At 72.1% G+C, this 8,013-nt stretch carries 7 protein-coding genes; 3 read left to right on the top strand and 4 right to left on the bottom strand.

The features are described from left to right. The coding region (locus ACTWQJ_RS41490) for a DUF3040 domain-containing protein (RefSeq protein WP_443311590.1) at window positions 1-304 on the top strand (304 nt) is incomplete at its 5' end. 97 nt (window positions 305-401) lie between these two features. Here the strand turns inward: ACTWQJ_RS41490 and ACTWQJ_RS41485 are convergent. From ACTWQJ_RS41485 to ACTWQJ_RS41470, 4 genes are all read right to left on the bottom strand, one after another. Then, window positions 402-2,897 carry a transglutaminase TgpA family protein gene (locus tag ACTWQJ_RS41485; protein ID WP_443311589.1) on the bottom strand — a complete coding sequence of 832 codons (2,496 nt, stop codon included), beginning with the start codon at window positions 2,895-2,897 and terminating at the stop codon, window positions 402-404. Then, entirely contained in the window at window positions 2,897-4,270 is a 1,374-nt protein-coding gene (locus ACTWQJ_RS41480) for a DUF58 domain-containing protein (protein ID WP_443311588.1), read from the bottom strand. The genes ACTWQJ_RS41485 and ACTWQJ_RS41480 overlap by 1 nt, the downstream gene beginning before the upstream one ends. Then, the gene (locus ACTWQJ_RS41475; protein ID WP_443311587.1) at window positions 4,270-5,304 is read right to left on the bottom strand and encodes an AAA family ATPase; all 1,035 of its coding nucleotides are present in this window, start codon (window positions 5,302-5,304) and stop codon (window positions 4,270-4,272) included. Before ACTWQJ_RS41475 ends, ACTWQJ_RS41480 begins: the two co-directional genes overlap by 1 nt. Before the next feature lie 251 nt (window positions 5,305-5,555). Next, window positions 5,556-6,167, bottom strand: coding sequence for a beta-class carbonic anhydrase (locus ACTWQJ_RS41470; RefSeq protein WP_443311586.1), 612 nt, complete (start codon window positions 6,165-6,167; stop codon window positions 5,556-5,558). Between the two features lie 358 nt (window positions 6,168-6,525). Here ACTWQJ_RS41470 and rsmH point away from each other — a divergent pair, with 358 nt between their 5' ends. Together rsmH and ACTWQJ_RS41460 are read left to right on the top strand one after the other, a co-directional pair. Beyond that, entirely contained in the window at window positions 6,526-7,482 is a 957-nt protein-coding gene (gene rsmH, locus ACTWQJ_RS41465) for a 16S rRNA (cytosine(1402)-N(4))-methyltransferase RsmH (RefSeq protein ID WP_443311585.1), read from the top strand. A 48-nt stretch (window positions 7,483-7,530) separates the two neighbouring features. Then, a partial coding sequence (locus tag ACTWQJ_RS41460) for a septum formation initiator family protein (protein ID WP_443311584.1) occupies window positions 7,531-8,013 on the top strand: 483 nt, incomplete at its 3' end.

Below are 8,013 nucleotides of genomic sequence, written 5' to 3'. Positions count from 1 at the left end.
AAGCGGGCTGCGTACGTACACCCGGCGACGGGTCTACCAGGCGGTCGCGGGCTTCCTCGTAGGTATCGCGCTCCTCATGGCCGGAATGGTCGCCAAGCAGGTCTGGCTCAGCGTGGTGGGCTTCCTGGTCATGCTGGGCTGCGCGGTACTCGCCGTGACCGGCTGGCGCAAGGCCCCCAGGCCGGGGGAACAGCCCGCCGGCGGTGGTCAGCAGGCCGGCCGTCAGGGACACCAGCGACGCTCGATGATGGATCGCATCGAACAGCGCTGGCAGCGACGCCGCGACGAACAACAGGGCCATTGATTTACACGATCAGCTCCCGATGACGCAGGTGAGGGGTTGCCGCCCGACGGGCGGCAACCCCTCATGCATGCCCTGACGGGGCCGGCTGTCTGTCGCCTCAGCCGCTCTGCTGACCCGACGGGCGGCGTACCAGCGCCGTCCAGCGGGTGGCCAGGCGGGCCTTGACGGCCGTCCAGCGGTCGGTGAGGTCCCAGACGGCGCGAATGGCCGAACGGGGCGCGACGACCGCCCGCACCCGGGTCCGCCAGCCCGCCCTGGACCGCAGCGCCACGCGCAGCCTGCGCACCTCGTCCGCCAGCCCGGCCTCGGCCCGCGGCCGTGGTGCGAACAGCACCTGCTCCACGGCGCTCGCCACCCGGTGCACCGACTCGGCCGTCCGTTCGTCCAGATGCCCGAGCCGCACGATCCGGGCGGCCGCCTTCCGGGGAGTCAGCGCGTCGTCCGGCACGATGCCGTAGTCCCAGGCTGTGTCAGTGAGTTCGCGCCACACCGCCAGCACATGCCCGGCGGTCACCTCGGCGACATGCTGCTCGGAAGGCTCCACCTGCAGAGCCGACGCCTCCACCCCGTCGCCACGGCCCGCGCCGCCCCGCTCCCTGGTGAGCACACCCTGCGCTGCCGCCGCCGTGTGCCGGGCCGACGCCAGCCGCACCGACCGCCTTCTCAGCCGCCACAACATCGGCAGCAGCGGTATCACGACCACCGCCAGCCCCAGGAGTATCCAGCTCGCGGTCCGATACCAGGGCCGACCCCCGTCGTCCGAGGTTCCCGGGTCCAGCGGCAGCGCCCCGCCGCACACCTCGAGCCGCTTGTCGTCCGCCGAGCAGCTCTCGCTCGTCGACGGCGCCGCCGAAGGAGCCGCGTCCGCCGAGCTGGAGGCCTCCGGCAGGTCCGGGACGCTGCTGCCCGGTATCTCCGGCTGCGTGTATGTGGGCGTCGTGCCCCGGTTCGGCGTCGGCTCGAAGCGGGTCCAGCCCACGCCCTCGAAGTAGAGCTCGGGCCATGCATGCGCGTCGCGCAGCCCCACCGTCACCGTGCCGTCCGCCTGCGGCGTACCGGGCGCGAAGCCCACCGCGACGCGGGCCGGTATCCCGAGCGTGCGGGCCATCGACGCCATCGCGAAGGAGAAGTGGACACAGAAGCCCCGCTTGTCCCGCAGGAAGCGGGCGATCGCGTCGGAGCCGCCGCCGACCTCCACCTCGGTGTCGTACTGGAACCCGCCGGTCAGGGCGAAGTACTCCTGGAGCTTGACCGCCTGCTCATAAGGGTTGGCCGCGCCGTCCGTGATCTGGCGGGCCGTCCTCGACACCACGGACGGCAGGGAATCGGGCACCTCGGTGAACTCGCGTTCCAGGGCGCCGGGCGGCGCCGGCGCCGAGGCGAGCTGCTCGGCGGTCGGGCGCACATCGAGGCTGGCCACCTCGTAGTTCGCGCCCCTGGTGTTCTGACCGTGGTCGCCGACCAGCGTCATCCCCACCGGCTCGTACCGCCAGCTGCCGTCGACCCGCACGTCGCTCGGCGGGTACGGCATCGGCAGCCAGTCCTGCGCATACCAGTCGGCGGCAGCGACGCGCGTACGGACCTCCGAGCGCCGGACGTCGGGTCCCAGGCCGGTGGGCGTGGGCAACTCGTCCGGCACCGCGATGATGTTCCGGCGGGACGGCTTCCAGGTCGTGCCGTCGAAGTCGTCCAGCGAGACGATCCGCAGGTACAGGTTGGAGATGTCGTTGGTGCTGGTGCGCACGGTCATGACCGTGCGGTCCTCGTCGACGTTCAGACTGTCGCGCAGCGAGACCAGCGGATTCACCGCGGAGATCGTGCCGCCGCCCCCGCTGCCCGAGCCCACGCCCGTCCCGGCGCTGTCCAGCAGTCCGCCGTTCATGGCGGGCAGGGCCAGCGGCACTACCAGGGCGACGCCCAGCGCGACCACGCCGATCCGCCGCCCGGTGCGCACCGGCGCCACCGGAGAACCGGGCTCCCCGCCCGGAGTGCGCGGTGCCCCGCCGAAGACCCGGCCCCACTGCGAGAGCCGCTCCCGCCCCTCGGCGAGCAGCAGCATCAGATAGCCGGCCGCCGCGATCAGGAACCACACCCAGCCGCCGGCGCCGTCCGACAGCCCCGCGGCCACCGAGTACAGCGCGAGCAGCGGCAGCCCGGCCGGAGCCGCGCTGCGGAAGGTCACCGCGAGGACGTCCACGGCCAGGCCGATCACCAGGACACCGCCGATGAGCATCAGCTTGATGCCGTCGGACAGCGGCGCGGGGATGGCATACCGCCCGACGTCGTCCGTGCCCTGCTGGAGCAGGTCGGCGAAGTGCACGAAGGCGTCCGGCCCCGGGAACAGCCCCGCGAGCGCGTACTCCCGGGCGAACACCAGGGTCAGCAGCATCAGCGTGACCAGGGCCTGCACGGCCACCGTCAGGGGGCGGGCCAGCGGCACCCGCCGGGCTGCCGCGCCCACGCCGGCCTGGATCGCCAGCAGCACGGCCGCCTGCAGGAACCACATGGGTTCGTCGACCAATGGCAGCAGGGCGCACGCGGCCATCAGCGTCGCCGCCGTCGCGCACAGCGCCATACGTGCCTGCCCGCTCATCAACGCCCCTCCCCGCCGCTGGTCCCGCCCGCCGCCACGATGCCCGTACGCTCCCGGTCGGCCTGGCGCCACAGGTCGTGCAGCGAAGCGCCCCGCGGAACGCTCACCACCGTCCAGCCGGCCTCGCGCAGCATCCGCAGCCGCTCCTCGCTCCCGTCCAACGGGCCGGGCACATCGGTCGGTTCCCGCCCCCATGTCTCGCTGTCCAGGACGAAGGCGAGCGCGCCGCCGCTGCGCTGGCGCATCTTCGCGGCCACCGTGGCCTGCTCCTCGTCGAGGTCGCCGAAGAAGGCCACCAACAGCCCTTCGTTCCCGCCGCGCAGCACGTCGTAGGCACGGGAGAGGCCGGTGCCGTCGGAGTGGTCGATCACCGCGAGGGTGTCCATCATCAGCCCGGCCGCGTCCGCCGACTCCTGGCTCGCGCCCGCGAACCCGTCGGCGCCCTCACCGGGCACCGAGCTGCCGGTGTCCGTCAACAGCCGTACGGAGAAGCCCCGTTCGAGCATGTGCACCAGCACCGACGCGGCGCCGCCCACCGCCCACTCGAAGGCCGAGTCCGGGCCCGCACCGCGGAAGGCTGTGCCCCGGGTGTCCAGCAGCACCGTGCAGCGGGAGCGCTGCGGCTGTTCCTCGCGGCGCACCATCAACTCGCCGTACCGGGCGGTGGAGCGCCAGTGCACCCGGCGCAGGTCGTCGCCGTAGCGGTAGCCGCGCGGAATCACGTCGTCCTCGCCGGCCAGGGCGAGCGAGCGCTGCCGCCCGTCGCCGTACCCCTTCGCCTCCCCGCTGAACCGCACCGGCGGAAGCGGCTCCACGCGCGGGATCACCGTCAGCGTGTCGTACGTCGAGAAGGACCGGGTCAGCTCGCACATCCCGAACGGGTCGGTCAGGCGCAACTGCAGCGGGCCCAGCGGATAGCGGCCGCGCAGATCGGAACGGACCCGGTACGACACCTCGCGGCGGCCGCCGGCCTCCACCCGGTCGAGTACGAAGCGGGGGCGCGGGCCGAGCACGTACGGCACCCGGTCCTGGAGCATCAGCAGCCCCGTGGGCAGCCGCGAGACGTTGTCCATCCGCAGATGGACGCGGGCCTCGGCACCGGCGGACACGCGCGCGGGGGAGAGCCTGCGGCTGCCGGCGACCCGGTAGCGGGTGCGGTACAGCACCGTCGCGCACACCAGCGGCAGGACCGCCAGCAGCAGCCCCACCCGGAGCAGGTCGCTCTGGCCCAGGACGTAGGCGCAGACGGCGGCGGCGACCCCGGCGGCCAGGAACGAGCGGCCGCGGGTGGTCAGACCGGCCAGGGCCGTGCGCACGCCGCCTTTGTCGCCCCGGTCGGTCTCGGGATGGCCCGGGCCCGCCGCGGTGGACATCACAGCCTCCGGGGCGGCTGCTGGCCGTAGGCCTGCGAGCCGTGCCCCAGGCCGAAACCGTTCTGCTGGGGCGCCGCCGGCACGGGGGTGTGCTGCAGGATCTCCTGGACCACCTGCTCCGCGGTGCGGCGGTTGAGCTGGGCCTGGGCGGTGGGCAGCAGACGGTGGGCCAGCACGGCGACGGCGAGGGCCTGCACGTCGTCCGGCAGGGCGTACTCCCGGCCGCTGAGGGCGGCGGACGCCTTCGCCGCGCGCAGCAGGTGCAGCGTCGCGCGCGGGGAGGCGCCGAGTCTGAGGTCGGGATGGCTGCGTGTGGCGGCGACCAGGTCCACGGCGTACCGCCGGACCGTGTCGGCGACGTGGACGCCGCGTACCGCCTCGATCAGCTTCACGACCTCGTGCGCGTGCGCCACCGGCTGGAGGTCGTCCAGCGGGTTCACCCCGCCGTGCACGTCCAGCATCTGCAGCTCGGCCTCCGCGCTGGGGTAGCCGATGGAGACACGGGCCATGAAGCGGTCGCGCTGGGCCTCCGGCAGCGGGTAGGTGCCCTCCATCTCGACCGGGTTCTGCGTGGCCACCACCATGAAGGGGCTGGGCAGCTCGTAGGTCTGCCCGTCGATGGTGACCTGGCGCTCCTCCATCGACTCCAGCAGCGCGGACTGCGTCTTGGGCGAGGCGCGGTTGATCTCGTCGCCGATCACGATCTGCGCGAAGATCGCGCCCGGCTTGAACTCGAAGTCCCGGCGCTGCTGGTCCCAGATCGACACACCGGTGATGTCCGAGGGCAGCAGGTCGGGCGTGAACTGGATACGCCGCACCGAACAGTCGATGGACCGCGCCAGCGTCTTGGCCAGCATCGTCTTGCCCACCCCTGGGACGTCCTCGATCAGGAGGTGCCCCTCGGCGAGCAGTACGGTCAGCGAAAGCCGTACGACCTCGGGCTTGCCCTCGATCACTTCTTCCACCGAACTGCGGACCCGATCCACGGTGGCAGTCAGATCAGTAAGGCTCGCTCGATCGTCATAGGTCGTCACCCGGCCCTCCTCGGCCCGTTCTTTCTTACGGGCCGACGCTCTGTGACGCGTAACCGGCCCACCCCGAAACACGGACACCACGCGTGAAAAGTTCCGCGCGACGCCACAACCCGCATTCTTGCTGCCGTTACCGATTCGTGTCACTCGCCTGTGGACAACTGGCCGCGATATGTCAGGCCTTACGGCAGTTTGTTCCATCCGAGACCTGCGCCAGCCCGGGATTCTCGAAAGCCGAGAACCCCGGGTGACGGTCACGCCGGGTCGATCTCGCGCAGCAGACCCGTCCGCACGTCGAAGACGAAGCCGCGCACGTCGTCGGTGTGCAGCAGGAACGGTGAGGTGCGCACGCGCTGCATCGACTGCCGTACGTCCTGGTCGACGTCTCGGAAGGCCTCCACCGCCCAGGCGGGACGCTGGCCGACCTCGTCCTCCAGCTCGTGCCGGAAGTCCTCGGTGAGGTTCTCCAGGCCGCAGCCGGTGTGATGGATGAGGACGACGCTGCGCGTGCCGAGGGCGCGCTGGCTGATGGTCAGGGAGCGGATCACGTCGTCGGTGACGACACCGCCCGCGTTGCGGATGGTGTGACAGTCGCCGAGCTCCAGGCCGAGCGCGGCGTGCAGGTCGAGCCGGGCGTCCATGCAGGCCACGACGGCCACGCGCAGGACGGGACGGGCGTCCATACCCGGGTCGGTGAAGGCGGCGGCATACTGCTCGTTCGCCTCGACGAGACGGTCGGTGACAGTGCCGACGCGCGTTATGGCGTCCTCGGAGCCGGCGGGAACCGATGCGGAAGTCGTCATGGTGACGACGGTACTGGTCACGGGCGATCCGGTCTTGTTGTGAGGGAGGACAAAGAGCGTCATCACGCCGTGTTGTGAGCTAACCCACAGGCGTGAGAAGGGCGCACCCGTTCGAGTGGTTCTTTCCGGTTCGCCGCTTCCTCGCCGTCGGCCGCCGCGACGCGCAGGCCGGTTGATTGACCGCGAGACAGGGTGGACTAAAGTGACGCGAAAGCGGGAGGCGAGGCTCTCCCCGCTGGACTGAACTTCCCGAAGACCCCGGCACTGCTGCCGGAGATCTCCCCACGTGCGCGGCGCGTACGTACGGCTCGGCCTCCACCCGCTCCCGGCCGGCTGACGCTTCCGGCGCCGGCAGGCCTCCCCTTCACGAGCGGGCGGGGACCCGGCGGTGCGTACCGCCCGCCGGACCTGAGAGGGCCCCTTGAGCAAGAGTCGACACGTCCCGGTGATGCTCCAGCGGTGCCTGGACCTGTTGGCCCCCGCCCTCCAGGCCCCCGGAGCGGTCGTCGTCGACTGCACGCTCGGCCTCGGCGGCCACAGCGAGGCGCTGCTCGCCCGCTTCCCCCAGGCCCGGCTCGTCGCCCTCGACCGCGACAAGGAGGCGCTGCGCCTGTCCGGCGAGCGCCTCGCCCCGTACGGCGACCGCGCCACGCTCGTGCACGCCGTCTACGACGAGCTGCCCGACGTCCTCGACCGGCTCGGCATCGCGCGCGTGCAGGGCGTTCTGTTCGACCTCGGGGTCTCCTCGATGCAGCTCGACGAGGCCGACCGCGGCTTTGCCTACGCGCAGGACGCCCCGCTCGACATGCGCATGGACCAGACGACCGGCATCAGCGCCGCCGAGGTCCTCAACACCTACCCGGCCGGCGAACTGGTGCGGATCCTGCGCGCGTATGGCGAGGAGAAGCAGGCCAAGCGGATCGTCGCCGCCGTCGTACGCGAACGGGAGAAGGAGCCGTTCACGAACAGCGGGCGGCTCGTCGAGGTGATCCGGGACGCGCTGCCGCAGGCCGCCAAGCGAACCGGCGGCAACCCGGCCAAGCGCACCTTCCAGGCCCTGCGTATCGAGGTCAACGGCGAACTCTCCGTGCTGGAGCGCGCGATCCCGGCCGCTGTGCAGGTCCTCGGCGTGGGCGGGCGGATCGCCGTGCTGTCGTACCACTCGCTGGAGGACCGGCTGGTCAAGCAGGTGTTCGCGGCCGGCGCCGCCAGCACTGCGCCGCCCGGGCTGCCGGTCGTGCCCGAGCAGTACCAGCCCCGGCTCAAGCTGCTCACGCGCGGTGCCGAACTTCCCAGCGAGGAAGAGGTCGCCGAGAACCGCAGGGCGGCTCCGGCGCGACTGCGCGCGGCCGAGCGCATCAGGGAGGACGTCGAGTGAGGCGGCGGCAGGGGCGGGCGTTCGGGTTCCGGGCCCGGGGGAGGGCGAGTGAGTAGGAAACCCGAACCGATCAGGAAACCCGAGCTGAAGGGGAGGGCCGCCCGCCTCGCGCGGCTTCTTCCCACCGGTCGGGGGCAGGCCGCCCGGACTCCGTTCGTCCTGCTGGTCGTCCTTCTGCTGGGCGGCGGTCTCATCGGACTGCTGGTGCTGAACTCGGCACTCAGCGAAGGGTCGTTCCGACTCGACGACCTGCAGAAGGAGACCAAGAACCTCACCGACGAGGAACAGGCCCTCCAGCGGGACATCGACGCCTACTCCGCCCCCGACGCCCTCCAGCGCCGCGCCCGTGAACTCGGCATGGTGCCCGGCGGAGACCCCGCCTTCCTCGACCCCGACGGCACCGTCAAGGGCGTCCCCTCCGCCGCCGAGCCGGCCTCCGCGCGCACGCCCCTCGTCCTGGCCCCAGAAGCGATGACCACCGAGCCCCCGCCGGGCGCGGCCAGTCCGACGCCGTTCGGCTCCCTCCCCCCG

The organism is Streptomyces sp. KR55, from assembly GCF_052245645.1.
Lineage (GTDB): Bacteria > Actinomycetota > Actinomycetes > Streptomycetales > Streptomycetaceae > Streptomyces > Streptomyces flavusporus.
This window is presented reverse-complemented; position numbering and strand designations above follow the sequence as displayed.

What these genes read in the sequence shown, in the direction of transcription:
- ACTWQJ_RS41470 (WP_443311586.1), bottom strand. Translation starts at nt 6,167, where the DNA reads ATGACGCTCTTTGTCCTCCCTCACAACAAGACCGGATCGCCCGTGACC.
- ACTWQJ_RS41480 (WP_443311588.1), bottom strand. Translation starts at nt 4,270, where the DNA reads ATGTCCACCGCGGCGGGCCCGGGCCATCCCGAGACCGACCGGGGCGAC.
- ACTWQJ_RS41485 (WP_443311589.1), bottom strand. Translation starts at nt 2,897, where the DNA reads ATGAGCGGGCAGGCACGTATGGCGCTGTGCGCGACGGCGGCGACGCTG.